The sequence below is a fragment of the Actinomadura sp. HBU206391 genome, assembly GCF_014323665.1.
In the GTDB taxonomy this organism is placed as follows: Bacteria; Actinomycetota; Actinomycetes; order Streptosporangiales; family Streptosporangiaceae; genus Actinomadura_C.
This window is the reverse complement of the sequence record NZ_JABVEB010000495.1, coordinates 1-2140: the sequence shown is the minus strand read 5'-3', so window position 1 is coordinate 2140 and position 2140 is coordinate 1. Positions and strand designations below refer to the sequence as shown.

At 63.4% G+C, this 2140-nt stretch carries 1 protein-coding gene; it reads right to left on the bottom strand.

The features are described from left to right. Positions 1–176: 176 nt before the first annotated feature. The gene (gene ltrA, locus HKK72_RS38760) at positions 177–1487 is read right to left on the bottom strand and encodes a group II intron reverse transcriptase/maturase (RefSeq protein WP_222721681.1); all 1311 of its coding nucleotides are present in this window, start codon (positions 1485–1487) and stop codon (positions 177–179) included. Positions 1488–2140 lie beyond the last annotated feature (653 nt).

Sequence of the window (2140 nt, the reverse complement as noted above, 5' to 3'; positions counted from 1 at the left end):
GGAGGGTCGGGAGCTGGCGCGGTGGCAATCCCTGACGATAGGGCCTGAGGTCTCTCTTCCGCCGGTTTCCCGGTCGGCTGTGCCGCCCCAGTGACCATGGTCAGGTTACTCCGTTTCCAGCTCCCGCCCGTCAATCCGTGCATGCGGTTCTCCCGCACACGGCTTACCGACGCCGTTCACCGCCTGGCATTCGGTTTCTCCCGCCAGTCCTTGAAAGGCCTGGGAGCAACAACGGTTCCCGACAGGGAGATCAGTCCAAGGTGATCCGGAGACTGATAGGCCAGCACCGACCAGCCATACGCGCGACTGCGCTTATGACGCTTAGCGATGACCAATGCCATCCGCATCCACACGTGATACATGATCTGCTCGAAATGCTCCGCAGAGTTACCGAACCGGAAATACGCGGCCCAGCCGCGCAAAAAACGGTTCACCTCATCCACGATCACCTCGACCGGAAGCAGCAGCCGCGACCGGCACGTCAGTTCCCTGACCCGGTCCCGAGCATGCCTCATGGCTCTGTCCGCAGGCCAGCGAGCGAGGAACGTGACCGACCACCTGTGGTTACGGCGGCCGGTCGCCCGGATCAGCCGGTGGTGAAATCCGAGGAAATCAAACCCGGCCCCACCGACTTCCAAATGCACTATCCGCGTCTTGGCCTCCTTCGGTTCCAAACCGAGTTCGGCCAGCAGTGACCTCAGCCGCGTCAACGCGGCTTCGGCCTGCGCACGGGATTTGCACATCACCAGCGCGTCATCGGCGAAGCGAACCAATACCCCGTACTCGCGCACGTCCCATGCCCGGTCAATCCGATGCAAGTACACGTTACAGAGCAAGGGACTGACAACTCCGCCTTGTGGCGCGCCCGTGACAAGCCGCCGGACCTGCCCGTCCTCCATCACTCCCGCACGCAAGATCGCGCGCAGCAGCTTAAGGACCGACTGGTCGCAAACGCGTTCCTCGATCGCCTGCATCAACTTCTCTTGCGGTATCGCCGAAAAGCAGTTGGCGATATCCGTCTCGACCACCCACCGACGCCCCCGCCAGGACTCATCAATGAGCACTTGCAGGGCATCGTGCGCACCACGTTTCGGCCGGAACCCGAACGAGCACGGCAGCATGTCCGCCTCGAACACCGGCTCCAGCACAATCTTCACCGCAGCCTGCACGATACGGTCACGAACCGAGGGAATCGACAGCGGCCTCAATTCACCCTCCACACCCGGCTTGGGGATAAAGACCCGCCGGGTCGGAAGCGGCCGATACCGCCCCTTCCTCAACTCGCCGGCCAACTCATCAAGCAGCCGGGCAACCCCGTGCTCCTCGACCTCGGCCAGGGTGATCTTGTCGACGCCCGGTGCGCCCTCGTTGGCGCGCACCGCAACCCACGCACGCCACAGGACGTCTCTGCGATAGACCTTGTCCCACAGCGCATGAAACCGTCGTCCGGGATCGGCCTTAGCCGCCCGGTAAAGCGCATGCTGCAAGGCACGAACTAGATCTGACCGAACAGATCCCAAAGCGGCGGGACTAGCCACGTGGGCACTCACCGAGCCCTTCCATAACAGCAGACACATCGACGAAGCAGCGGCCCTTCCCTCACCGGCGGTTGTGTTGTCCGCTCGACTCAAGCAGTACTACGGCCGCCTCCGACGCCCACCCGGCACGCCATCCATTTCCCGGAATACCGGTTATAGGACACGCCGCTCCAGTGACACCAACCGCAGATCACCGGGCCGGGGAGGGCCTCTCCAGTTCCCGCCGTCACCCTCGATACGTTCCGCGCCCCATACGCCGGGGAGTCCTTCAGCGCCTGCACGTCCAGGTCTTCAGCGCCTTCCATGGCCTTCGCCCTGATGGAGGGGGCTCGGCACTCCCTGATCCCCACCCGAAAGCGGGTTACATTAACGACGCCGCAGGCTTCGCTTCATGCTACGGACCGTATCGTCGCTCCCCCTCTTTCAGGGCTTTTGACACTGGGCTTCGACCCGACCCGTTTCCAGACCGAGCCGCCAGCCTGCTACCGGGCCTCCTGGCAGCTACCCGGACCGGACTCACACCGGCAGGCGACGACGAGCTTACGAACACAAAGATCAGCTGCTCACATTCACAGCCCCTCCTCCTGTCCTGCTGGACGCAC